This is a genomic window from Rhodococcus sp. 1163, from assembly GCF_002091985.1.
Classification (GTDB): Bacteria; Actinomycetota; Actinomycetes; order Mycobacteriales; family Mycobacteriaceae; genus Rhodococcoides.
Genome location: NZ_MKKX01000014.1, coordinates 1 through 23,160, shown reverse-complemented (window position 1 = coordinate 23,160; position 23,160 = coordinate 1). Strand labels below are relative to the sequence as shown.

Annotated in this window: 24 protein-coding genes and 1 pseudogene; 10 read left to right on the top strand and 15 right to left on the bottom strand. The window is 61.6% G+C overall.

Annotated elements, in window-relative coordinates; genetic code table 11:
- Positions 1–27: 27 nt before the first annotated feature.
- The 6 genes from BJD99_RS02370 to BJD99_RS02345 are packed head-to-tail and all read right to left on the bottom strand — an operon-like array spanning position 28 to position 6,195.
- Positions 28–1,260: a beta-ketoacyl synthase gene (locus BJD99_RS02370; RefSeq protein WP_179142155.1), complete on the bottom strand. Its 1,233-nt coding sequence runs from the start codon at positions 1,258–1,260 to the stop codon at positions 28–30.
- Entirely contained in the window at positions 1,257–1,508 is a 252-nt protein-coding gene (locus BJD99_RS02365; protein WP_218775693.1) for an acyl carrier protein, read from the bottom strand. The genes BJD99_RS02370 and BJD99_RS02365 overlap by 4 nt, the downstream gene beginning before the upstream one ends.
- A gap of 49 nt (positions 1,509–1,557) precedes the next feature.
- Positions 1,558–2,550 carry a beta-ketoacyl-ACP synthase III gene (locus BJD99_RS02360; RefSeq protein ID WP_084345204.1) on the bottom strand — a complete coding sequence of 331 codons (993 nt, stop codon included), beginning with the start codon at positions 2,548–2,550 and terminating at the stop codon, positions 1,558–1,560.
- Complete coding sequence (locus BJD99_RS02355; protein ID WP_179142154.1) at positions 2,547–4,136, bottom strand: NAD(P)/FAD-dependent oxidoreductase; 1,590 nt, start codon at positions 4,134–4,136, stop codon at positions 2,547–2,549. The genes BJD99_RS02360 and BJD99_RS02355 overlap by 4 nt, the downstream gene beginning before the upstream one ends.
- On the bottom strand, positions 4,133–5,179 hold the full coding sequence (locus BJD99_RS02350) for a hypothetical protein (RefSeq protein WP_084345202.1): 1,047 nt from the start codon (positions 5,177–5,179) through the stop codon (positions 4,133–4,135). Before BJD99_RS02350 ends, BJD99_RS02355 begins: the two co-directional genes overlap by 4 nt.
- The gene (locus BJD99_RS02345; RefSeq protein ID WP_218775692.1) at positions 5,176–6,195 is read right to left on the bottom strand and encodes an AfsA-related hotdog domain-containing protein; all 1,020 of its coding nucleotides are present in this window, start codon (positions 6,193–6,195) and stop codon (positions 5,176–5,178) included. The genes BJD99_RS02350 and BJD99_RS02345 overlap by 4 nt, the downstream gene beginning before the upstream one ends.
- Before the next feature lie 293 nt (positions 6,196–6,488).
- Here BJD99_RS02345 and BJD99_RS20890 point away from each other — a divergent pair, with 293 nt between their 5' ends.
- Complete coding sequence (locus BJD99_RS20890; RefSeq protein ID WP_179142153.1) at positions 6,489–6,950, top strand: hypothetical protein; 462 nt, start codon at positions 6,489–6,491, stop codon at positions 6,948–6,950.
- A gap of 475 nt (positions 6,951–7,425) precedes the next feature.
- Positions 7,426–7,779, top strand: a complete 354-nt coding sequence (locus BJD99_RS20885; RefSeq protein ID WP_084345199.1) for a hypothetical protein — start codon at positions 7,426–7,428, stop codon at positions 7,777–7,779.
- A gap of 80 nt (positions 7,780–7,859) precedes the next feature.
- Here BJD99_RS20885 and BJD99_RS02330 read toward each other — a convergent pair whose 3' ends face one another.
- Positions 7,860–9,227: an MFS transporter gene (locus BJD99_RS02330; protein WP_256895367.1), complete on the bottom strand. Its 1,368-nt coding sequence runs from the start codon at positions 9,225–9,227 to the stop codon at positions 7,860–7,862.
- 90 nt (positions 9,228–9,317) lie between these two features.
- Here BJD99_RS02330 and BJD99_RS02325 point away from each other — a divergent pair, with 90 nt between their 5' ends.
- Positions 9,318–9,725, top strand: a complete 408-nt coding sequence (locus tag BJD99_RS02325; RefSeq protein WP_084345197.1) for a helix-turn-helix domain-containing protein — start codon at positions 9,318–9,320, stop codon at positions 9,723–9,725.
- 311 nt (positions 9,726–10,036) lie between these two features.
- On the opposite strand, the gene BJD99_RS02320 is transcribed toward BJD99_RS02325, so the two are convergent.
- Positions 10,037–10,603 (bottom strand): ABATE domain-containing protein, encoded by a 567-nt coding sequence (locus BJD99_RS02320; protein WP_084345196.1) that lies wholly within the window; start codon positions 10,601–10,603, stop codon positions 10,037–10,039.
- 238 nt (positions 10,604–10,841) lie between these two features.
- Here BJD99_RS02320 and BJD99_RS02315 point away from each other — a divergent pair, with 238 nt between their 5' ends.
- Both BJD99_RS02315 and BJD99_RS02310 read left to right on the top strand, forming a co-directional pair.
- Positions 10,842–11,231, top strand: a complete 390-nt coding sequence (locus BJD99_RS02315; RefSeq protein ID WP_143542019.1) for a hypothetical protein — start codon at positions 10,842–10,844, stop codon at positions 11,229–11,231.
- A complete protein-coding gene (locus tag BJD99_RS02310) occupies positions 11,228–12,412 on the top strand; it encodes an epoxide hydrolase family protein (RefSeq protein ID WP_084345194.1) in 1,185 nt (394 codons plus the stop codon). The genes BJD99_RS02315 and BJD99_RS02310 overlap by 4 nt, the downstream gene beginning before the upstream one ends.
- 239 nt (positions 12,413–12,651) lie before the next feature.
- Here the strand turns inward: BJD99_RS02310 and BJD99_RS21495 are convergent, their stop codons facing one another.
- A complete protein-coding gene (locus BJD99_RS21495) occupies positions 12,652–12,795 on the bottom strand; it encodes a helix-turn-helix domain-containing protein (protein ID WP_143542023.1) in 144 nt (47 codons plus the stop codon).
- A gap of 37 nt (positions 12,796–12,832) precedes the next feature.
- Positions 12,833–13,045 (bottom strand): annotated as a pseudogene (locus BJD99_RS21490) (AraC family transcriptional regulator); the annotation flags it as partial.
- A gap of 10 nt (positions 13,046–13,055) precedes the next feature.
- Here BJD99_RS21490 and BJD99_RS20875 point away from each other — a divergent pair.
- A complete protein-coding gene (locus BJD99_RS20875) occupies positions 13,056–13,361 on the top strand; it encodes a hypothetical protein (protein ID WP_179142151.1) in 306 nt (101 codons plus the stop codon).
- A gap of 429 nt (positions 13,362–13,790) precedes the next feature.
- Here BJD99_RS20875 and BJD99_RS02300 read toward each other — a convergent pair whose 3' ends face one another.
- Positions 13,791–15,347 (bottom strand): MDR family MFS transporter, encoded by a 1,557-nt coding sequence (locus BJD99_RS02300; protein ID WP_084345192.1) that lies wholly within the window; start codon positions 15,345–15,347, stop codon positions 13,791–13,793.
- A 22-nt stretch (positions 15,348–15,369) separates the two neighbouring features.
- Complete coding sequence (locus BJD99_RS02295; RefSeq protein ID WP_084345191.1) at positions 15,370–15,969, bottom strand: NADPH-dependent FMN reductase; 600 nt, start codon at positions 15,967–15,969, stop codon at positions 15,370–15,372.
- 102 nt (positions 15,970–16,071) lie between these two features.
- On the opposite strand from BJD99_RS02295, the gene BJD99_RS02290 reads away from it, so the two are divergent.
- Both BJD99_RS02290 and BJD99_RS02285 read left to right on the top strand, forming a co-directional pair.
- On the top strand, positions 16,072–16,803 hold the full coding sequence (locus BJD99_RS02290) for a TetR/AcrR family transcriptional regulator (RefSeq protein WP_084345190.1): 732 nt from the start codon (positions 16,072–16,074) through the stop codon (positions 16,801–16,803).
- 242 nt (positions 16,804–17,045) lie between these two features.
- Entirely contained in the window at positions 17,046–17,426 is a 381-nt protein-coding gene (locus tag BJD99_RS02285) for a hypothetical protein (RefSeq protein WP_143542018.1), read from the top strand.
- Here BJD99_RS02285 and BJD99_RS02280 read toward each other — a convergent pair whose 3' ends face one another.
- Together BJD99_RS02280 and BJD99_RS02275 are read right to left on the bottom strand one after the other, a co-directional pair.
- Positions 17,427–18,116: a response regulator transcription factor gene (locus tag BJD99_RS02280; protein ID WP_084345188.1), complete on the bottom strand. Its 690-nt coding sequence runs from the start codon at positions 18,114–18,116 to the stop codon at positions 17,427–17,429.
- Positions 18,113–19,378 carry a sensor histidine kinase gene (locus BJD99_RS02275; protein WP_084345187.1) on the bottom strand — a complete coding sequence of 422 codons (1,266 nt, stop codon included), beginning with the start codon at positions 19,376–19,378 and terminating at the stop codon, positions 18,113–18,115. Before BJD99_RS02275 ends, BJD99_RS02280 begins: the two co-directional genes overlap by 4 nt.
- A 107-nt stretch (positions 19,379–19,485) precedes the next feature.
- On the opposite strand from BJD99_RS02275, the gene BJD99_RS02270 reads away from it, so the two are divergent.
- Positions 19,486–20,232 (top strand): ABC transporter ATP-binding protein, encoded by a 747-nt coding sequence (locus tag BJD99_RS02270; RefSeq protein WP_084345186.1) that lies wholly within the window; start codon positions 19,486–19,488, stop codon positions 20,230–20,232.
- Complete coding sequence (locus tag BJD99_RS02265) at positions 20,229–22,157, top strand: FtsX-like permease family protein (RefSeq protein ID WP_084345185.1); 1,929 nt, start codon at positions 20,229–20,231, stop codon at positions 22,155–22,157. The genes BJD99_RS02270 and BJD99_RS02265 overlap by 4 nt, the downstream gene beginning before the upstream one ends.
- Positions 22,158–22,513: 356 nt before the next feature.
- Here the strand turns inward: BJD99_RS02265 and BJD99_RS02260 are convergent, their stop codons facing one another.
- The gene (locus BJD99_RS02260; protein WP_084345128.1) at positions 22,514–23,158 is read right to left on the bottom strand and encodes a ScbR family autoregulator-binding transcription factor; all 645 of its coding nucleotides are present in this window, start codon (positions 23,156–23,158) and stop codon (positions 22,514–22,516) included.
- Positions 23,159–23,160: the final 2 nt, after the last annotated feature.

Sequence of the window (23,160 nt, the reverse complement as noted above, 5' to 3'; positions counted from 1 at the left end):
ATCGGGGTGGACGTGGGGTTCCGGGACTCAGATCGCAGACAGGGCGATCACTGCGTTGTGTCCACCGAAACCGGCGGACACACTCAGTGCAGAGTCGATCGCGAGTGATCGCGGGGTTTTGGAGATCACATCGATCTCGACCGCGGGATCCTGGATATCGAGATTCGCTGTAGGCGGAGCGGTGTTGTCGCGTATCGCCAGCGCGGTGAACGCCGCTTCGATGGCGCCTGCAGCGGCAAGTGCATGACCCGTCACACCCTTGGTCGAACTCACGGCAGTGCGATATCCGAACACTTGGTGCAGCGCCTGGCTTTCGGCCTTGTCGTTGAGGGGGGTCGACGTGCCGTGCGCGTTGACGTAGGCAATGTCGTTTTCGGTGAGCTCCGCGTCGCGGATTGCCGCACGGACGGCGGCAGTGAGGCTGGCTCCGTCGGGGCGGGGGGCTGTGACGTGGTGGGCATCGGAGGTCGCCGCGTAGCCGGTGACCGCTGCGTACATACGAGCGTGTCTGGCCACGGCGTCGTTCTGCCGTTCGAGTATCAAGATTCCAGCGGCTTCGGCGGCGACGAATCCGTCTCGGCTGATGTCGAACGGCCTCGACGCAGTGTCCGAGCCGTCTCGGCGGGTGGACAAGGCCCCCATTCTGGCGAGACCGGCCATGATCGTAGGCGACAGTGCGCTTTCTGCTCCGCCGACTACTGCGATGTCGCACGTGCCGGAACGCAGCAGGTCACGTCCTGTCCCGATGGCGGTCGTGCCTGATGCGCATGCGGTTGCAGTCACCATGCTCGGTCCACGGGCTCCGATGTCGATCGCTACGTATCCTGCGACCATGTTGGGCATCCACATCGGTACGAGCAGTGGTGACACGAGGTCGGCACCTTCGTCGGCGTGCACCGTTTGTTGAGCTTCGTAGGTTGTGCAACCGCCGAGCGAGTTACCCAGTACGACAGCAACTCTGGCACCGTCCCAGGTCTTGTGGTCGAGTCCGGCATCGAGGACGGCATCACGGGCGGCGACTACCGCGAGCTGGGCGAACCTGTCCACTTTCCACGATTTTCCCGGCCCTAGTTCACGGCGGGGGTCGAAATGGGGCACGGTGCACGACATTGCCCATGCAGCCTCACCGAGAGTGGGATCCGCGGCCGAGGTGGACACCGCACTGAGGACCCGTTCCCAGTTGGCTTCGACTCCGCGGCCGGCTGGGGTGAGCAAGCCGATGCCAGTGATGACGACGCTCGGGGGTCGGAGAGTGGTCATGTGTGCACGGATTCGAGGAGTACCGAATCGATGAGAGCTGCTGCACCGCCGAGGGTTTGGTCGGGATATAGTTGACCGTCTTCGAGCCGTGCGCCGGTTTCGCGTTGTATGGACACAGCGAGTTCTACGAGGGTGAGCGAGTCATCGAGTCCGAGTTCCTCGAAGGTCACCGTGGGAACCAGGTCGGACTCGGGTGCGTCGAACTTGGTCGACAGGATACTTCCGAGGGTGGTAAGGGTCGTGGTCACAATGTTCCTTTCGATGGAGATGTCGGGAGTGCTGTATTTGACGGCGCTGTCAGATGATGTCGATCTCGGGCCAGACGAGAGTTGCCGCGCCCCAGGTGGCACCCCCGCCGAACGCGGTGAGAGCTACCTTGTGGCCAGGCTTGATCCGACCGGTGTCCACGGCGTCGACCAAGGCAATGGGGATGGACGCGCCGGCAGTGTTGCCGACTCGGTCGATGTTGGTCACCGCTGCCTCTGCCGGCAGGTCGAGTTGTTCGGCCAACGCGGTGATGATCCGTAGGTTGGCTTGGTGTCCGACCAGTCTGTCGAGATCATCGGTTGCCCATCCGGTGGCAGCCAGAACGGCTCGGGTGGATTCTTCCATCCTGCGTACCGCTTCGAGAAAGACTGCGCCGCCTTGCATTCGGAAATACGGGTCGAGTTCGGGATTCTCCGGACGGGTGCGCGATCCTCCCCCACCGACTGCGATCAGATCGGCGAGCGACCCGTCACTGCCCAGGTCGAGGCTCAGGATGGCACCTGGTTCGTCTCGGTCACCCGCGCGAACGATGGCGGCACCGGCACCGTCACCGAAAATGGCATTGGTCGACCGATCCGCAGGATCGAGAAGTGTCGTGAACGACTCCGACCCGATGACCAGCACTGTGTCAGCTTGCCGAGACGCGATAGCACCGACGGCGCTACTGAGGGCATACAGGAATCCTGAGCACACAGCGGCAACGTCGAATGCCGCGATCCGGTCCAGCCCGAGCCTTGCGGCAACTTCGGGTGCCGTTGCTGGGCAACGACGGTCCGGGGTGGTGGTTGCGACGATGAGCATGTCGACGCGGTCGGTGCCAGCTGATTTCATCGCGCGCATACCGGCTTCGACCGCCATGTCACTGGTTGCCAGGCCGCCTGTGACGACGTGGCGTTGCTCGATCCCGGTCCTGCTCGTGATCCATTGGTCGGAGGTGTCGAAGCGTTCGGCGAGCATGGCGTTGGTGACAACCGTGGGCGGTAGCCACGGACCCAGCCCGCTCAAGACTGCTGCAGAGTTCATGCGGTGGTTTCTTTCTGGGAGGTCTGTGCTTGCAGAGTGTGCGGACCGATTGTGCGTACGGCATGCTGTGCGCCCCTGCGTATGTCGAGCGCGGATCTCATCAGCAAGTGGCCATCCGGACGGCAGAGGAAGAGGCGAGGCTTTCGGCCTAGGTGAGCGGTCAGGGCATTGTTGCCAATTCCACCGCCGTCGACACAGGCGATTTCAGGGAGAGCAGCTGCCGTGCCGCGAACGAACGTGCTCCATCCCTGGATGGGGTCGACGCCGGGCCACAGTACGAGTGTGAGCCGGTCACAGTCGAGGGTCGGCCACGACCCGGTCTCACCTGAAGTGTCCGCGGCGGGGTCGGGCGCAAATGCGGGGAATCGGTCTCCCACCTCCAAGGTCGAGACGAGAGCCGGTCGGCGGGCATTCGAGTAGGTGACGTCGAGCTGCGAAAAAATCGGAGCCCCGACACGTTGGAGGACACCGGTGCGATCGGCGAGCGTGATGGCGACGTCCCGGACCCGTCTGCGAATCGGTCCATCGACCAGTCCGAGACGCAACTGCACCCCTGTCGATCTGGTGATGTGAAGGGCCGCGGAGCGTCTCTCGGTCTCGTAGGTGTCGAGCAGCGAACGGTCTGCGTGGCCGCAGATGACAGCGGCCAGCTTCCAACCGAGGTTGACCGCGTCCTGCAGACCGGTGTTCATCCCCTGGCCGCCGGCAGGACTCATGATGTGGGCAGCGTCGCCGACCAGGAAGCACCGACCCTCTCGGAAGCGTTCGGCTGTCCCGAACCTCACGTCGAATGCCGCAGCCCATTCTGGTATGTCGAGGGTTCCGGCCCCCGGTGCTCGGGTATCGAGTGCATGTTGGAAATCCTCACGAACAGGCGGCGGGGGCACTGCACCGTCGGCTGTTCGCGCGGGGACGCTCATCGCGACTCGGTAGATGCCGTGTCGCATCGGAGCTAGCCCGATCGCACCCGTGGGCGAGTAGTAGTAATGCATCGCCGTGTTCGCGGGGCCGTCGGCAACCGCCACATCGCAGATGCCGAACCGAAGATCGGTCGATGTCGGGGTGAAGGGAACGCCGAGCAGCCGGCGGACTGAGCTGTGTGCACCGTCAGCACCGATGACCCAGTCGAACGACGCGCCCTCCAGCGCAGCGTCTTTCGAGCGCAATGTGGCATATGGCTCGTCATGCCCGTTGTCGATATGGAGTAGTTCGGTTCCGCGTTCGATCTCGACGCCGTACGACCTGAGCTTGGCAGCGAGAATGCGCTCGGTGGCATTCTGCGGGATGGTGATGGCATAGGGGTGAATGCTGTTTTCGAGACGGGACAGGACGATACCGCCTCTGCGTCTACCTTCCGAATAGAACGAGACGTTGTCGAGGCGATGGCCTGCGCCGATGAGATCGGATGTCACTTCGATTCGACGTAGAAGTTCGAGCTGGCGGGGCCAAATTACCGCTGCGCGAGAATGAATCGAGGGTGAGGTCTGCCGATCGACGATCCGTACGGCGATGTTCTGACGTGCCAGTTCGCAGGCTGTGGTCAGACCAACGGGACCAGCTCCGACCACCAGAACTCGGGCGGTCACCAAGCACCTGCACCGAAGGCGATGACCGCGCAGGTGAAGGTGAATCCTCCGCCTGCCGAGACGAATAGACCGATGTGTCCGTCGAGTTCGGGGGCTGTTCTCTCGACGTGCTCGATGTTCGCTGCGAGATCTCCGGCACCGAGATGCCCGGACTGCGCGGCGGTGAAGCTCACGTGCGATTTGGTCATGCCGTCGAGAGCACTCGCGTAGGTTTCCTGCATCAGCGTGCGGCCCACACGCGGAACTGTGATCGATGAGATCCGCGGGTCGCCTAGTGTTATGCCGGCTTCTGACACGGCCTGTGCCACAACCTCTCTGAGGGCAGCGCGCGAAATTCGATGGAATTCGTCGAGTCCGCGGGCGTCGATATATCCCTTTTTGGTTCGTCGAACGTCAGTGGTTGGCGACAGCCAGCGTGCTGCGGGGGTGAATTCGTCGACCCCGCGGTGCAGTGATTCGACCGAGGGGATTGCCTTGGACACGATGGAGCGCAACGTGACGTCGTGGGGGCTCACGATGTCTGCTCGTTCGAGCAGGCATGCGGTACCGCCGTCGCCGTACCAGACGCCGTAGTCGCCTTTCCAACGATCGAAGCCCTCGTCTGCGAATCGGTCTCCGGTGGTAACCAGAGCGCGTCGTGCCGTGGGGTCGGCGAGCAGCCGCGTCGCTGCAAGTTCGAGTCCCATAGCTCCGCCGTTGCACATCTGTTGAATGCCGACCGGCATGGCACGATGTGCGCCGAGGGAGTCTGCGACGAAATGCGCCGGAGACCAGAAGTCGTGACCCTGGTGGTGAATCCAGGCGTGCCCGATGAAGTCCAGCGACGAAGGTTCCCATCGCGCAGCTGCCAACGCGGACCGGGCAGCACCTACTGCCAGATCCGGGCCGGAAGCAATTGTCGAGACCGGCAGCTCGTTGATGCCGGTGCGATCGGCGTCGTGATCGTCCGTGCGCTTCAGTTCGATTGCGTGCGTAGTCGTAACCGCCGTGTCCGGTTTCTGTACTGCAACCGCCGCGACGCGCAGTGGACTGCCGATCTTCATGCCGTCATCGCCGCAGGAGTGATCGAGCCTCGGGCGGTGATCAGTTCCATGACCAGTCGGCACATCGTCTTCGACTCTTGTTCGACGTCCACGTGCAGCCTTGAGCGGAATAGCGCACCGGGGTGATCTGTGTCGACACGTGTAGTGAGTTCTGCGACGGTCAGCTCAGTGGTCGTGTCGAGCTCGATGTAGTCGTAGAAGGTGCCCTCGATTGCGCTGACCTGTGTGTGCATGGCAGAAAGACCACATTCGTCGGCGAGGGCGAGCAGTGCGAGCTGACGTACGGCTTCGACAGTCACCATGGCCGGGACGTGGTCCTGCGGGTGATCGAAGAAGCTGGGGTTGTCGAACGCGGGGCATACCTGTGCCTTGATCCCGTTCGGGGTGTGCCTGAGGTCGGAGAGCACCACGTTCTGCGCCGAGAGCCGACCTACTGTGACTGCTTCCACCACTCCGTGCCGGGCACCCGGCAGTTCTGTGTTCATCTTGGGCGCAGAACCCCTGCGGCTCTCGCGCAGTGCTCGGTACACCTCCTTGGAGGTGTACTTCACCTTCATCGCGACGGTGCCGAGCCGAACGGCAGTTGCCGTCGAAATTTCGATCCGAAATGTCACGGACCGAAGCTGTCCGGCGATGTAGCGCGGGACCTCGGTATGGACACTCAGCCGGAGAGATACACACTGCTCGATCCTGTTTCGATAATGAAGATTCTCGAAGCTCATCGACCACGACGCAAGAATGAAGTTATACCCGAGCGGCACGTCCAAATACCGGTGCGAGACGTACGTCTCTGCCTGCCTGCAGCATTCGAGTAGCAGCAGTGGGTCTATGCCGCCGCGACGGGACAGATGGTCGGTGAAGTAAGCATGAGACGGGGGTAGCTGGGCGGCCACAATGTACGTGAGCGCGTCCTCGGCTACTGCGTCTGTCAGAAACACCTCACTCAGAGCGCTGCGGTGGACGAGCCGGCGGTCGGTGCTGCTGTGGTCGGTGAGGGGGCGTTGTTCAACGATCATGTCTGAGGCGTCAACCAGGCTCATCGGCTCTTCTTCCGGAGAGGGACTGCTACGGGCTCGCGATTGCAATGCCGGTAGATCTAACAGGACCCTGTTACAGATCTCTAACACTATCAATATCAGGGCCCTGATTCGATGGGCGAACCGTAACAGCGGTGGAGTAGGTCGTCAAAGGGAAATAACGCCAAAGAGACCAGATGGTCCACAGCGCTGGGCTTGCGGATTTGGTTAACCTTTACCCCTCATGGAAGTAAGCTTGACCAATTGAAGGTTAGCTCAGCTAACAATCAAGCATGCCTACGCGCAACGATCTACCGAAAAGCGGGCTCGTCTCGACACGCATCCTCAAATTCCACTTTTTGAATGAATGCACAAAACTGTTGCGCAGCAACATGTTCGGTTCTGACTTCCGGTACTACATCTCCCATATTTGTGCGGTGATCCTGAAAATGCACGCCCCCGAAGTGACCCTGAGCGACCCAGGCAGGTTCAAGAAATTTCAATCGAAATCTGAAATGGCACTGTCTGGCCCACAGGAGGCGGAGATCACACCAAAAGCCAGATCCGAGCTGTGCAACCCGGCGGGTTCCTCGTTGGTCGGTGGCGGCCGCGAACCATTTCAGTGGTCTGGAGAAGTGCAGCGGTCAGCCCTGGCGATGCCGCGCATCTCAAGACCGCGTTCAACACCGGGACCATTGGCGATCTCGGATGTAACAAGTACTTCCCGGGGCGCAGTCGATCGCCAAGCTCGCTGAGTAATACTCGGGTACACACACGATGGTGCAAACCAATACTGATGCCTGTGGTGCACCATCCCGATCGACCGTTGACTGCCCCATCCGTCGACGCGCATACATCAGGTTCGCGGGCAGCGGCTCGCGGCGGCGGTGTCTGATTCGGTCAGCCTTCGCCCCGCACCGTCGCATCTGTGTTACCGAGGCGGGGCAGCACGACGGGCGGTTCCAGGTCCAGTGGTCGCTGTTCGCCGACTGGTGCGACGCGGCCGACGTCGAGTCGCTATCGGCATCGCCGGTCACGCTGGCGGAATCCCTCGCTGAACCCCGCTGGCGACTCGGTTCCGCTTCGCCGGGTTTTCGCGATCAATCGTGTTCATCTCGAGGCCGTCCTGCCCGCACCGAATCGAGTCACCGCGATCCGGATCGCACCGGACTCGGCGCGTAGCGACCGAGTGGTCCGGCGTGCCACGCAGTACAAGTAATCGCGTCTGGATTGGCGTCATACGGATCGACGGCTGCACTGTTTGGCCACCGCGACGCCGTCGTTCTCCTTCTCGCTGCAGCAGGCTTGCCTTGTAGGGATATTGCAGGACTCGATCGCACAGACATCACCAGCGACGGCGCGCTAGCGTGTGGATCGGCGGCCGCCACCGAATCCGCATCGCTCCCAAAGACGCCGCCGGTGTCGACCGACGCCGATATGGAACCGGGTGGCGCGCACACCGCACGGGCCGTTTCTCTACTGCATACCCCGCGTCGCCACATCATCAGACCGTCCGGCGGTACCCACCAGAGTGACCCGATCGCCGTTCAGAAGCCGGTATTTACAGAGCGTGGTTTGACATAGAAGCCGGCCAGAGGGCGCGCCTCACGTCAAGACATCTTGACGGTGCGATAACTGCGCTTATCTGTATCCCTGTGTTCCGGCTATCGGGACCTGTCAGAGTTAGTGATCGTAGTTGTAACGAGCCATTTTCGGCCCATATTCTTGTTATGAATCTTCGCGGACATGCCACCCATGGTGGCGGCAGCAACGCACAGAAACGCACTGAGTATCCATACGGATGTGTATACCCCTGCGGATTCGCGTATCAGACTTCCAGTGACGGCCATGGCCCCGGCACCGATCTGATGGGCAACGTTGACCCAGCCAAAAGCGAGCGCACTGTCAGCACCGAAATAGTGGCGGCACAACGCGATCGTTGGCGGCACAGTGGCCACATCGAGAATGCCGAACATGATGGCGAAACCGACGAGACTCGGATTGACTTGACTGGTGAAGATCAACGGGAGGACGGCTAGTGTCGAGCCGCGAACCAGGAAGAATCCAGCAAGGAGTACGCGGGGTTCCATTCGATCAGAGAGCCACCCGGCCGAGACTGTGCCGAGGATATTCGCGATTCCAACCAATGCCAACAAGCTCGAGGCTGCTGTCGCTGCCATTCCGTGATCGTGTGCGGCCGGAGTGAAGTGGGACCATAGAAGTCCGTTCGTGGTGGCGCCGCACAGGAAGAACATGAATGAAAGCAGCCAGAACGCGGGGTTGCGTACGCAGTTGCGTAGCATGTGCAGGGTGCGAGCCAGCGCGCTCTGGCCCGACGCGGTCGTCGACCTCGCTTCGAGATCGCGGTCGGGGTCGGGGTCGGGGTTGGAGCCGTTCCGGGTTACACCGAGATCGCTTGGCCGATCGCGAAGAGCGAAGAATGTCAGAGCCGCGGCCCCTGCAGCAAGCGCTCCGCATACTGTGATCGGCGCTCGCCAGTCTGTTTGCGACATCAGTGTCGATAGCAGCGGGAGTATCGCGAACTGGCCGACGACGCTGGCCGAAGTGAGAATACCGGTGGCCAATCCAATGCGGTCCGCGAACCACCTATTGGCAACGGTCGCACCGAAAACCATTGTGATGGAACCAGTGCCGACGCCGACGAGGAATCCCCACCATACGATGAACCATCGCGCGCTCGGAGTAGCAGTCACCAGGAGCGTCGAGCTTCCAGCAAGCAGCACGAGCGCGAAAACGGCGATCTTCCGGATGCCATAGCGGTCCATCAGGGCAGCGCTGAATGGTGCAACAGCTCCGTACAGAACCATGTTGATTGCGACGGCGATACCGATATCGCCTCGGCTCCAGTCCCGGGTTGCCACCAGAGGTTCGGTGATCAATCCAGCGATGGTGGTGTATGAACCCGTAGCCATCAGCGCGGCCGCGGCCACGGCGGCCATACGCCATGCGGGATGCATTGTGTGGGACTTGGCTGGTGATGGCGTCAGGGTCGGCTCCCGGGCATTACTCATGTCTAATGAATAGTCCATATATACGCCAAGTGGTAGTATGCACATTATTGTCCGTATAGACGATGTTGTCTTATAGCCGCCGTTGTACTGATGCCGACTAGTGGGGGAGCAGTGGGAGACGATACGAATGCAGTGCGAGAGACGGTCCGGCGCGCATATGAGGTGTGTCCGGTAGAGGTGAGCATTGCTGTGCTTGGAGGATCGTGGAAGATGACTATCGTCAAGAATCTCCTTGATGGCCCGGTGCGCTACGGAGCATTAGGTCGTCTCGTAGGACCTGTCACCCCGCGAGTACTTACTCGTCAACTTCGCGAACTGGAGAGTGACGGGATCGTCGAGCGCACCTCGTACCCTGAGGTGCCGCCGCGCGTCGAGTATTCGTTGACCGCGCAGGGAAAAGCGTTGGAGCCCTTGGTTAATGCCTTGAATGCATGGGGAAAGCAGTACGCGGCGGAAGTTCTCCTTCCTGCGCTACCAAACCTCCGCTCGGCTAGCTAACTGCCGGGTTTGACCAACACGAGTGCCCTCGGCGGACCGTCTCCGCGATCGACTTGGACAGGACCACCACATCTGGGCCAATTCCAGGGGCTTCGAATGAGTAGAACGATCGCCGCCGACCGACATCGCTTTCTCGATCTTGGCCGTATGTCTGACGGTGCGCCATCCTCGGTCCGCCTGCGTCAGGATCGTCGACGTCCTCTGAGCATTGATCCTCGACAACCGTGAATGGTCACCTGTTGCTGTAGGACGCGCGAACGACGCAGGTCGAAAAGCCAGAATTCAGCACAGATCGTCGCTCGACTTTGGGGCTATGTCGGGCTGCGGCCTTGGTTTGCGTTGAAGCGGGCCTTTTTCTGACGGTTGCCACAGGTGTTCATATCGCACCATTTACGGGTGCGGCTCTGGCTAGTATCGAAAAACGCGGCCCGGCAAGTCGGCGATGCACACAAGGCCAATCTCCCGTCTCGTTCGCCGGCGACTATCTCAACCGTGTTGGCGGCGATCACACCCAGTGCATCCTCGATGGACGCAGCGGAGCTGAGCTGCCACTGCCGCTTTCCTTCGCACGTCAAGATCGCCGCCGCACTGCCGTGCGTGCTGCGGTCGTTGACTATCCGGACGGCTGATTCAGGGAGTGGTTCCGCGAGTGCTGCCGCGGTTGCAGTTGCGTGAATTGCTTCCCTCAGCTCGCGAGCACGGTCGAGCTGGTCACTGTCGCAGGATCCGACAGATAGCCCACTCACCCTCAGCCAGTCGATGAGTCGTTGCGGGGTGGGAATCCGTTCGACTGCGTCGCCTCGGCGCTCGGTCAGAGTCGCAGTGAAGCTCGTCGCGAGCACAGACCCGAGGCGAAAGTCGGGATGGTCGGTGCGCATGGAACCACCTTAGCTGGTTGCCTGGGCTGGCCGCGACTGATAGAACTGCCTAAGCTGGTTCTAGCTTGTCTGGTCGTCGAGACGCAAGATGTTCGAGCTCGTACACGGGTCGCTTGCGTGTTGCGCCCGTCCGAGTCTCGATGCACTTTCTACGGATGGCAGGTGGATGCATCGAAGCAGTCCGCTCGAGTGCACGGAACCGAGATTTTGCTCATTGATCAGCGTGGAGGAGAACGACATGGACGTGCGTATACCGCTGCTTTCACGGCGCGCAGGTTGGCTCGAGAGCGGGACGGTGGTCGTAGTGTGCGGGTTGCTTGTCGCTGTGTTGTCTGCTGGTGAGTTGGCTCCTGTGGCAGGGGATTTGATCACGGTCGTCGCAGCTATCGCATCGGTCATCGGGTTGGTGCTGTTGCAGATATGGATCGGAATGTGTCACGTCGACAGCGGTGACAGTGCGTCGGTCGTGTTGCTGATCGCCGGGATCGCGGCGTGGGCGTTCGCGGTTCTGTTCGCTACGTTCGGCGGGCCAGTGATGTCGCTGTTGGTGACAGCTGTTTCGGCTATTTTGCTGCTGTCCGCGGTGCGGCGGATCGCACAACCTACTGTCCACAGTGCTGCTTCGTGAACCGTCTAGCGGACTCCGTCCAGGCATTCCACTCCCTCGCGACCGATGACGACCTGAACGATCTCCGAACCCGTTTGGCCACAGCACGACTTCCGGAAGTAGAGACGGTCGAGTCCGCTGCATCCGGCCGATCTCGCTGGGATCAGGGCGTTCCACTCTCCGACCTCGAGGACCTGGTGGAGTACTGGCGTACCGATTACAACTGGCGGCTGCTCGAAAATCGCCTCGAACAGGTGGGGCAGTTCCGCACGGTCATCGACGGTCTGGGAATTCACTTTCTCCACCGGCGATCCGCGCGAGCAGATGCCACTGCGTTGGTGTTGACGCATGGCTGGCCGGGCAGCATCGTCGAATTCGTCGAGCTGATAGATGAATTGGCAAATCCGAAGGACGCGACGTCGCCTGCGTTCCACGTCGTCGTTCCGTCGCTGCCTGGCTTCGGTTACAGCGGCAAACCTGTCGATACAGGCTGGGGGACAGAGAAGATCGCCGCCGCGTGGGTCGAACTGATGAGCAGGCTCGGCTACCGGAAGTTCTTGGCGCACGGCGGCGACTGGGGTGGTGTGATCACCACGATCCTCGGTGGCCGATTCCCTGATCATGTCCTGGGTATCCACACGACGTATGCCGAGGCACCACCTGGATTGTCCACGAGCGGGTTGACGGCCGCGGAACGCGAATGGGTCGAGCACACAAGCAATTTCAATCGGCACCATGTGGCGTACGCGAAACAGCAAGCGACCCGGCCGCAAACGATCGGGTACTCCCTCGTCGACTCACCTGTCGGGCTCTTGGCGTGGATCCTCGACAAGTTCGCCGAGTGGACGGACACCGAGGACAGTCCTTTCGAGACAATTACTCGTGACGTTCTGTTGGACAACGTCACGTTGTATTGGCTGACAAGGTCCGGCGCCTCGGCGGCGCGCATCTATTACGAGAGCCATAATTCGCTCGACCCCGACCTTCGAGTAGATGTTCCGACCGCGATCACCATCTATCCGCTGGACATCGCAAAATGCCCGCGACCGTGGGCGAGCGAGCGATACCGACACATCGTCCGCTGGAGATCGCCAGAGGCCGGGGGACATTTCCCGTCGCTGGAAACTCCCGGATATTTCCTCGACGACCTGCGCGACGGCCTCTCGGCCGTCCTCGCTGCCAACGGCATATACACGGCCTGATCAGGAGAGATTCCGTCGCAGGCCGAAGGGGACTTAGGCCCTAGGCAAGTCCAGTCCAGTCCCGCCATCTGCACCTGGCTTCCTGTATTGAGATCCCCGCTGCTGTTGCGGCGTGCGGGGGATGGTCAGTGACCAAGGAGTGACTGCCGTTGATGGTTGCGGTTCAGGCTTCGACGCCTGTGCGATGTCGACACGATGAGCCCCACGCTGCACGACGCTGCAGGACTCAAGCCTGTCAATCACGGTTCGGTAGCGAATTGGCGTCGGAACTCGCTGGGACTGACGCCGATGAGCCGCCGGACATGGTGGCGCAGAAGTGGAGCTGACCCGAACCCGGTTCGGGCGGCAATGTCCTCGATCGAGAACGGACTGAGCTCGAGCAGTTCTTGCGCGCGCGACGCGTCGTCGAGTCAACCAGTCATGTGGTGTGGTGCCGAGGTCGGTCGAGAAACGTCGGATGAGGGTCCGCGGCGACACACTCGCTACGTGAGAGAGATCGGTGATGCTCAGTTGGTCCGCAAGGTGTTCTTCGATCCAGTCGATGAGATTCTGGAGCCCGTGGTCCGGTCCGAAGCTTACCGGGGTGTCGACGTACTGACGTTGATATCCACGTCGATGGGCGGGTACCGCCATACGTCGTGCAATGCGGTTGGCAATTGCCGGGCCGTGGGCAGTCCGAATCAAGTGCAGACAGGGCGTCGATCCCAGCGGCGGTGCCCGCACTCGAGATGATGGGACCGTCTTGGTGATCGAGCAGGTCGGTATCGACGACAACCTCCGGAAAGCTCGAGACGATCTGCGCTTCATGTCGCCAGTGGGCAACGGCCCTCCTACCGCCGAGAACGCCGGCATGAGCGAGCGTGAATACGACAGTGCACACGAAAGTAGCTGCTTACCTGACGAATACGCGTCACGGACGGCCCGCACCACTGCATCCGACGGTGGCTGATCGAGCGGAGCGTATTGAGCGCGACCAGATCTGCATCGTCGGCCGAACCGAGGGGCAGGTGCGCGACGACGGTAGTTCCCGTCCCCGGACGACAGCGCCTGCCCTGGCTCTTCCGCACAGACACGGAAGTCGAAGCCCGGAACGAGCGGATCAGCCAAGAAACATTCCGAATTGACGAACCGTCATGACCTGAGGGGCGAACAACAACCGGTTGTAATCTCGACGCCTGACCTGCGGTCACTTTCCGGTCCTCGTCATCGAGGTAGAAGAACCGTTCCAACTCAACACGGGACAACGCCCCCCATCGGTCATGTCGACCTGAAAACACCTGTAGGTCTGCGCCGCTGCACGTTCAGCGCTTAACTCCGGACCCAGCGGATTTGCTCCTCGGCCCCCTGAAACGAAGGGCGAGCGCCAGATCTGGCCGCATCATCTCGCCGCGTCTGTCTCCTCGGCATGCGCCTCCACTGGCCGAGCCGGGTACCGCAGCTCTGCCTCTACCGGCGTGCCCGCATCCACCCTGTGGGGCGGCGAATCAACAGCATCGCCCGCGCGTAGTGGCTCTTCCCGCACCCACCACGACACCATGAAAGCCACCGCGGCCAACACAGCGGCACCGATCACGACACCGTGCAGTCCATCAGCAACGGCTTCGCGGAAGGCATCGCGCACGTGCGGGGCGAGGGTGGTCAGCTCGGCCGGCGTCATGGTGCCGCCGGTGAGATGACCGGCGAAGACTGCGCCGAGCACCGCCACACCGAGTGAGCCGCCGATGGTGCGCAGAAGAGTCACTGTCCCAGTCGCTGCGCCCATGTCGCGCGGCTCGGCACTGCTGAGAGTGATCAGTATCGTGCTCTGCATGACCAGCCCCAAGCCCACACCCACGATGACGGTCAAGCCCGATGCCGTCCAAGTCGGGGTGTCGACGTCCAGCGCGAGCAGTACGACACTGCCGACAGTCAGGAATGCCCCGCCGAGAATTGGGTAGATGCGGTGCCGGCCGCTGCGGTTGACGAGTTGCCCCGTCGTCAGCTGGGCAGTAAGCATCCCGAACATCAGCGGCAGCAGCAGCATCCCACTCGCTGTAGGCGACGAACCCTGCACGAACTGCATGTACTGCGGCAGGTAGTTCGACAGTGCCATCATCGCTGCGCCGACCAGGAAGCTCAGGATCTGCGCGATCGCGAAGTTGCGGCTGTGGAACAGTTTTGGCGGGATGATCGGCTCGGTTGCGCGCTGCTCGACATACACGAACCCCACCAGCGCTCCGACACCTGCGACGCTCAGCGTGAGGATCAGCGGAGACGTCCATTCGTATGTCTTCCCGCCCCAGGTGGCGACCAGCGTCGCGGCGAGGATCGAGGCGGTCAGCAGCACGGCGCCGGTCAGGTCGATGCGTGCGCGAATGCGTTCGGTATGCAGGTGGATGCGGGCGCCGACGATCAGCAGTGCGATCAGCCCGACAGGGACGTTGACGTAGAACGTCCAGCGCCAGCTCAGCTGGTCGGTCAGGAAACCGCCGAGCAGCGGTCCGCCGATGAAAGCGATCGGCATGATCACGCCGAGCATGGACTGGACCTTGCCGCTCTCCCGCGGCGGCAGGATCACGCCGATGATCGCCATGGCTCCGACCATGAGGCCGCCGGCGCCCAGCCCCTGCAGGGCGCGGAACGCGACGAGTTGGTCCATATCGCCCGACATCCCGGCGAGCATCGACCCTGCCAGAAACAGTGCGATCGAGATCATGAAGGTGAGTTTGCGGCCGTAAAGATCACCGATTTTGCCCCAGATCGGTGTGGTTGCGGCGGCAGCAAGCAAGTACGCCGTCACCACCCAGCTGAGGCGGTCGAGTCCGCCGAGATCGCCGACGATGGTCGGTAAGGCGGTGCCGACGACAAGGCCGTCGAGCATCGCCAGGAACATGCCGAGTATGAGGCCGAAGACTCCGAGGTAGAGCCCTCGGTGCGGTGGGGTTTCCATGGACATGCCGTCTCTCTCTCGACCGGTCTCAGCCTGCATAGGGCCGTACGCGCCGTGCGTCGCGTAATGCGAGCGCCCACCATTCGAGCTGGTCCAGCATCGTCTTCGCTGCGGTGTCGCTAGCCGGATCGGTGGCCTGTCCGTCCTCGCCGAACTTCTGCCATCCGCCGGCGAAGCTCACCGTCTCTCGGATCGTCATTGCGTTGAGTTCGGCCATGACCTGCCGCAGGTGTTCCACCGCCCGCAGCCCTCCCGATATACCCCCGTACGAAACGAAGCCGACCGGTTTGGCGTGCCACTCTTCGTTGTGCCAGTCGATCGCGTTTTTCAACGACGCAGGGTAGCTGTGGTTGTACTCGGGCGTCACGATGACGAACGCGTCGGCGGCGTTCAGCCGCGGCGAGACCATCGTGAGCATCTCCTCCGTCTCGGGCGCGGGCGGCGCGCCGAAGGCGGGCAACACCTGGGGTACGGGCGTCTCGACCAGGTCGATGACATCGAAGGTCATGTCGTCGCGCTGGGCCAGGTGCTTGCCGAGCCAGTGTGTGACGACGGGGGCGAAACGGCCGTCGCGGGTGCTTGCGACGATAACGGCGATAGCGAGGGCGTCATTCACGGGAACCTCCATGTGTGTACGTTGTACTCGTAAAAATACAACGTACACACATGGAGAGACGTTGTATACCTTTGATACGTTGTACAGGTCGTGAACAGGAGGGAGGCCGCATCTGTGGCCACAAAAAAGACGGAAACCGGCGATGGCGCATCCCTGTGGGAACGTCTCGACCGTTCGGCGACGCCGCGCCCGTCCCTCACTCACCACAAGATCGCCTCCACCGCTGTAGAGATCGCGGACGCGGAGGGGCTCGACGCCATCACGATGCGACGCCTGGCCACCGCTATGGGCACCGCGCCGATGGCCGCCTACCGGTACGTTTCCGGTAAGGACGACGTACTCAAACTCATGGGCGACTTCGTCTATGCCGAGATCGAGATCTCCGACGGAACCACGGGCTGGCGCGACACTCTCGAAGTCCACGCAGCACGCACACGTGAACTCGTCCTGCGCCATCCCTGGCTCACACAGCTACCTCCGGAGGCCGCGCTCACACCCAGCCCGAACCGGTTGGTGATCGTCGAGTCCTCGCTGGCTGCTCTTGACGGTCTCGGCCTCGACGCGGACACCAGAATGGCCGTCGTCCGGTCCATCGATGCCTACGTCCAGGGCGCAGTGAACGGTGAGGTCGCCGTCATTCGGATGATGGAAGGCCAAGGATGGAAGACCGGCGACGAGGTGCGCCAGGGCCTCGCGCCTGAGATGACACACCTGATGAAGACCCAGAACTTCCCTGCAATGCAGGCATGGGCGCAAACAGCCGAGCGCAAAGACGACCGCGCATGGCAATTCGCGACCGGCCTCGAGTGCATGCTCGACGGGGTCACCACCCGCTACGGGATCTAGAAGCAAAGAATCAGCGGACCCGCTGCGCCTTAGACAGACGGAAGTGCAATCGCTGATGCAATTCACGTGGCTGACAACCCACGAATCTCGCTAAGTGTTCTGGACCATTATCAAGAGCCTCCAAGCAACATAGCACCCATCGCGGAGACCCCTTTTGGGCCGTGGGTAGTGGGGCTGGGCCTACCTCGAATACACGAGTCTGGCCTATGCCACTGGCGCCGCGCTCCGACTGGAATGGAACTATGAGAAATTCTTTTCGAGCGAGCGCGATAGGAACGTTGTTGCTAGGTGCATTCCTACTGGCAGGATGTTCGGCCGATACAGACCAACGGACGGAGTCGTTCGAGTTCACCGGGGCCCGATTAGATGTCGTCAATTCGAACGCGAACATGCCGGTCACGACTTCGGACCAAGCAGGCGGCGAGGAGATTGTCGTCACGGTGCACACCGAAACTTTGGTCAAGAGCGCCAACACACCGGCCTGGTCACTTGATGGCACCAGCCTGAACCTGGGGACACCCTGTGGCGATGGGATCATCGGGTACTGCGAGGGCAGTTTCTCGATCGTTGTCCCTGCCGGGACTGAGGTCTACGTCAACGGTGCCGCCGCGACAACCCGATAGTCACTCTCGCGCCTGTACTCGAAGGTATGCGAGAACTGCTGAGACTCGGCGGTTCTGGTCGCTGTTCGGTGGAATGTCTAGTTTCATCAGGATGTTCCCGACGTGCTTGACGACAGCGGCATCGCTGATGAACAGCATTCGTGCGATGGCAGCGTTGGAGTGTCCCTCCGCGACAACGGCGAGAACGTCGCGTTCACGCGGTGTGAGGTGCTGCAATGGATTGCGACGTCGACTGATCATGTGGGTGATGACAGCGGGATCGATCACGGTGCCGCCGGACTTTATCCGACGGAGTGTGTCCGCGAAGTCTCGGACATCGCTGACGCGGTCTTTCAGAAGGTAGCCGATCCCGGCCTCGCCCGCGCCGTCTAGTAACTCGGCAACATAGCTCTGCTCAATGTATTGGCTGAGAACGACGATTGGCAGATTCGGCATTTCCTTCCGAATCTGTGCGGCAGCAGCGAGACCTTCAGAACTGAAGTCCGGTGGCATCCGGACATCTGTAATGATGAGATCTGGATCATGCTGTCGGCATGCCGACAGCAGTTCCTGCGCTGAACCGACCGCTGCGACGGTGACGAATCCATTGCGCTCCAACAACATCTGGAGTCCTTCCCGCAGTAAAGTGTTGTCCTCGGCAAGGACGACTCGTAACGCTGACGCGTGGGCCGCAGAGTTCGAGCCGGTCATACTGTTCTCGGGTTCGGAATGACGACGGTGATGTTCGTCGGCCCACCGAATGGTGAGTCGACGGTGAGAGTGCCGTCCAGAGATGCGAGGCGGTCCGTAATCCCGCTCAGCCCGCCGTATTCACGGGTCCGTACGCCGGCTCCACCGCATCCGTCGTCGTGAACGCAGATGCGAACCTGGCTCGGTATAGGACGATGAATCATGACATCGGCACGACTAGCGGAGCTGTGCTTGACGACATTCGACAGCAGTTCGGACACGCAGAAGTAAAGGTTGGTCTCGATGTCGGGTGGCAAACGAGGGTCGAGCCGGTCGTCCACCGTGACAGGGATGGAGAAATTGTCTCCGATCTCCCGCACAGCAGAACCCAGACCGTGGTCGATGAGCACCTGGGGGTGAATGTTTCGCACGACCCTCCGTAGGTCATCGAGGGTCTTGCGGGCTTGCTGTTGCGCACGCACGATGTCATCCCGTCCGGGGGCATCTTCAGAGAATGCAGCGAGCGCGAGACCCAACGTCATACTCACGGACAGCAGCTGCGGTTGAACCGCATCGTGCAGGTCACGCTCTATGCGGCGGCGCTCGACGTCGAAAGAACGAACCAGCCGGGCACGTGACTGCGCCGTCGCGGTGAGATCGTGTCGAAGCCATTGCTCCGGCCGGGTCAGGACCTGTCGCACGAGTCGGACGTGAGCGCGGGCAATGGGAGGAGATGCCCACACCAGCAAAGAAAGCAAACAGGCACCGACGGTGGCCGCGACAAGGCTCTGTACCACCGTCGTGATGGTGAGAGGGCCGATGACAGCGGTGTCCCCGGTGTATGCGAGATAGGGGCTGAACAGTGCGACGAATGATCCGATCACGGCAAGCAATCCCGAGACCGCCAGTGCACCGCCGAGCGTGAGCACGACAACGCTGTATGCAAGCGGGCGTACGAGCGTTTTCGGCTCGCGCAGGCGAATTTCAGGTCGACTCGGCATTGCTCCGTCTTGCAGCGTGGCGGCACTGGCCCAATCGGCCCGAGCCAGCAGTGCCGAGACGATCGGCAAGCCGATTCCCAGCAAGGCCAGTCCTGTCGCAGCGAGCGCGCCTGTGCGTTCTGCGCCGAGGGTTCGGTCGGTGGCCGCCTTCAAGATCGGAGCTGCAAGCAGCGCAGCCACAGCCACCGTCAGCAATGTTCGAGTCACGGCGGCGGTTACGTACGATGCTGCACGCCAACGCGCGAGGGTCTCCGGCGCGGAGGTCGTCGACAATTGGCTCACACATTCATTTTAGGTACCGACCTTCGATTACACGGTAGAGCCAGCTCTACCGTGACTGACTGTTCAGGCCGACTGACGCGAGGGGCGCGGTGCGGTGCAGTGGGGGAATGATCCCACCGGAACCGTCCAATACCGTCTTGCAGCTTCAGGAAGTCACACGCACCTTCGGTTCTGGCACGAATGCATTCGTCGCACTCGACAGTGTCACGCTCGGATGCCGCCGAGGGTCGTGGACAGCAATCATGGGGCCTTCGGGTTCCGGGAAGTCCACGCTGATGAGCTGTGCCGCAGGACTCGACAGCCCGGACTCGGGCCGGGTCTTTTTGAACGGTGCCGATATCAGCACATTGAGCGACGACAAACTGACCCGCCTGCGACGCAGCGACATCGGCTTTGTATTTCAACAGTTCAACTTGGTTGCCGCCCTGACGGCATTGCAAAATGTCAGTCTCCCGCTGCGACTGGCCGGCGCCTCGCGCGCGGACTCAACAGCACGAGATGCGCTGGGGGTGCTGGGTTTGGCCGAACACACCGGTCAGAAGCCTCGGGAGCTGTCGGGCGGTCAGCAGCAACGTGTAGCGATTGCGCGAGCACTGGCGACACAGCCCAGCATATTGTTCGCCGATGAACCCACTGGTGCCCTCGACAGCGCCTCAGCAGCAGTCGTTCTCGGATTCCTTCGTGAGCTCGTGGACCGTGGGCAGACCATCCTCATGGTCACGCACGACCCGCAGGCAGCGTCTCGCGCCGACCACGTTGCGTTCCTCCGCGACGGCCGTCTGGTTCGCACTTTGGACGGTGCTGACGCTACGCAGATCGCCTCCGCTCTCACCGACTTGGAGCTTACGCCGTGATCGCGCTGGCGGCTCGCACCTTCCTCGATCGCTGGTCTCTGTTCGTCGGGACAATCGTTGCCGTCGCGCTCGGCGTGGGAATCGTGCATGCCGGGATGACAATCATTCTTGGGGTGGAAAATTCAGCACCACCGCTCGACGCGATGCCGGCCGCAGCTGAGGCCTTCCGTCAGGCGGCTAGCGGCGCGAACACCCTCACCGGAATGACAGTCATGCTCGGAGCATTCCTGACGGTGTTCGTGGTCGCATCGACGATCGGTTTCGCAGTGGACCAGCGTCGACACGACCTCGCAACACTCCGGATCGCGGGCGTCACTGCCGGACAAATCCGTTGTTTGCTGCTCGGTGAGGCATTGTTGGTCGCAGTAGTGGGGGCCCTCATCGGAGCAATGTTGGGATTCGTACTCACTCATGTTCAGGGCGCAATCCTCACCGGTTTGGGTGTGCTGCCGGCCGAGATCGATACCCCCATTGCGCCCGCAGTGCTCATCCTCGACTTCGTTGTCGCGGTAGTGGTCAGCGTTTCCGGCGCATGGGGGAGCGCGCGGAGGGCGACCCGAGTTCGGCCGTTGGACGCACTTCGCCGCACCCCGCTCGAGCGGCACGCAATGGGTGTGCGGCGATGGTTGGTCGCAGCAATTGCGCTGGTGCTCACCGGAGTTCAGGTGTTCTTCTCCGCTACCAGCGGAGGGATGCTCATTCCGTTGCTATTAGGACTCGGCATCATCATCACCGCCTCCGTGGCAATGAGTCGCCTCGCCCCGCTACTCGTGCCTGCTATTGCGGGCCTTATCTCTCTTCTCGCTCCTCGGCGCCCAGTTCCTGTGGTAGCCGTTGCGAACCTGCGTGATTCGGTACGCCGTACCGCCTCGTGCGCGGCGCCGATGATCGTGCTGGTGAGCATTGTGATGGGTTTGCAAGGAATCCTCGACACCCAGACCGCAGCGGGAGAGACAGAACAGACTCTCATTCGTGCTGATCTCGTCGCATCAGGACAGGATTTTGCTTTCGATCGGGCCGATCAGATCAAGGGTGTCAGGGTCGCTGCACCTGAGACGGTAGTACCGCTGTCGGTCGCACTCACACGAAACAACGTCACCGTCGATGGCCTGGGAACGGTCGTTGCGGTCGATCCGGATCGCTTTCGGCAGACCAGGCTGCAGAAGCCTGCGTTCGGCAATGTCGATGACTTCGGCCCTGACTCGATTGTGTTCGGTAGCGGACTGGACAGCCTGACCGTCAACGGTGAGTACGACGAAATCTCGCTTCAGGTCGATCGAAGGGTAGTCCGTCTTCGCCAAGCCGCCCGTTTGCCGGAAACGCTGGCTGGATCAGACGGGTTCTATATCGACCGCTCGATTCTTCCCACTTCGATGCTCGAGCGGAACACGTCCGTCCTTGTGCAGCTGGAGCCAGGTGCCGATATTGACCAGGTGCGTTCCGAGTTGGCGGCGCTGGGCGCGACCCGCATCGACGCGCCGTCAACTTTGGTGCAGAAGGACACATCTACGAAAGACGCAGAGAATCGCGCGGTGATGGGGGCGATTGTCGGACTCGGAAGCCTGTACGCACTGATCAGCGTCTTGAGTACTGTCGCGATTTCAATCGGGCAGCGGCGTGCCGAGCTGGCTACATTGCGACTGTCCGGCATGACGAAGCGGCAGGTTCAGGGCGCGGTGGTCGCGGAGACGTTGTCAGCGACGCTCATTGGACTCCTACTCGGTGTGGTCGCTGCAGAAACTGCGCTGGTCGGGCTGTGGATCGCAACGTTTCGCGTCTATGGCACGCCTGTCATTGCGATTCCCTGGCTTCTCTTGTCAACGATCACGTTACTGACGATGGCACTCACCGCGGCTACGGCGATCATTTCTACACGTTCGACGTTGCGTGTAAATGCGGTCAGCGCGGTGGGTGCCCCGGAATGACAATGGCGCGGTGGGTGTCCCAGATCGGCCGAGGGCCATCGACCGGGACTAGCCGAAGATATCGCCCAGTTCGAATGCCCACGCGATCGGAGTATCGATGGTTACACGGAGCGGGGGCCACTGGCCCTGGACTGTCGCTTGGCTTCAGTTGTGGCGCAGCATCATCGGTAGCTCACTACCCGCAGCCGCCTGCCACCCGATCATCGCGCCACCTCCCTGGGTGCTTCGGGGCGAGGAAACAGCCTGTGCTGCGTTCGGTTCACTCAGGATCGGGCACTTAGCGTGGAATCGAATCTCTCAGTTGTGGACGCGCCATGAATGTGCGCGGTGATATCCGCAGCGTCGCATCGACTGTGTCAGGCGCTCGCCGCTTCCGATTTACGGGGTGTAAGCGCGGCCAATCTCATTACGTGAGCCAATATGCTCTTGTGAACAATGGTCGGCAACACCAGGTTCCACATCTGGTTCAACCGCTCGTACAGGTCGGTTCTGCCGGTCAACATCTCCGAGAGAATCTGCACTCCGGTGAACGAGCCCACGATGAACCGGGCCAGCGCGTCGATGTCGGTGCCCTCGACGATGTCGCCGTCCTCGGCTGCTTGCAGCGCAATCTCTTTGATGGCGTCGATCCAGTCCAAGTACGGTTTTTCTATCGGACCCTGGATGCTCCCGATTTCCATCGTCAAGCGCATGCCGCCTCGCGCGATGGGCTCGGTTACGAGCTGCCGCGCCATCTCTTGGGACACCAGCACCAGCATCTCGATCGCGGTGTCGGACTGAGTGCCCACCAGTCGGTTGCCTTCCATGGCCATAGCGTGTTGCGCTTCGATGACCGCGTGCGCGAGCTCTTCCTTAGACGCGAAGTGGAAATACATCGCACCTTTGCTCACACCGGCGTGCTGCAGGATGGTGCCCAGGCTGGCGGAGTAGCCGAACTTTTCGAAGCTCGTGGCAGCTCCCAAGATGACGGCCTGGCGCGTAAGAACAGCGCGCTCCTGCATGT